This is a genomic window from Corynebacterium drakensteinense (genome assembly GCF_041224285.1).
In the GTDB taxonomy this organism is placed as follows: domain Bacteria; phylum Actinomycetota; class Actinomycetes; order Mycobacteriales; family Mycobacteriaceae; genus Corynebacterium.
Genome location: NZ_JAXOFP010000040.1, coordinates 1 through 625 on the forward strand (window position 1 = coordinate 1; position 625 = coordinate 625).

Below are 625 nucleotides of genomic sequence, written 5' to 3' on the forward strand. Positions count from 1 at the left end.
GATATCAAGGTGGTTCGTGGGCTCGTCTAGGATGAGTAAGTCTTTTTTCTCGAGCAGTAATTTAGCTAAGGCGAGACGCGTCTTCTGACCACCAGAGAGGGTGTTAATAGGCTTGTCGAAGTCCTCTTCATAGAAGCGAAAACCGTGTAATACCATCCGGATATCACTCTGATAACTGTACCCTCCAAGTTGTCTGAAGCGAACTTGCATGTTGTCATATTGTGTCATCACGTCTTGATATTCTTCACTAGCAGGATCAAGTTGGCTAATCCGTTCTTCAGTTCGGCGCATATTTTTTTCGAGTTTAATAACGGGTTCGAAGACCGCCAGCATCTCTTCCATAATTGTACGCTCAGATTCTAAGCCGGTATGTTGGTCTAAGAAGCCGACCGTTAAGTCTTTGCGCTTGGAGATGCGACCTTCATCCGGCTCTTCAATCCCAGCTAAGATGTGTAATAGTGTAGATTTACCCGCTCCATTGCGCCCGACTAAACCAATCCGCGCACCGCTCTTCACTTCTAAATTCACTTGATTGAACAAAATTTCTGCCCCAAAATGTCGTGCTACATTCGACGCTTGTAATAAAATCATTCCTATCGCTCCTTTCGTCTGTTCTACCCTTAAG

The 625-nt window shown here is 45.0% G+C and carries 1 protein-coding gene; it reads right to left on the reverse strand.

Going from position 1 to position 625, the window contains the following annotated elements; genetic code table 11:
* Positions 1-591 (reverse strand): ATP-binding cassette domain-containing protein (locus U1140_RS11360; protein WP_369847964.1); only part of this gene is annotated, 591 nt, incomplete at its 3' end.
* Positions 592-625 lie beyond the last annotated feature (34 nt).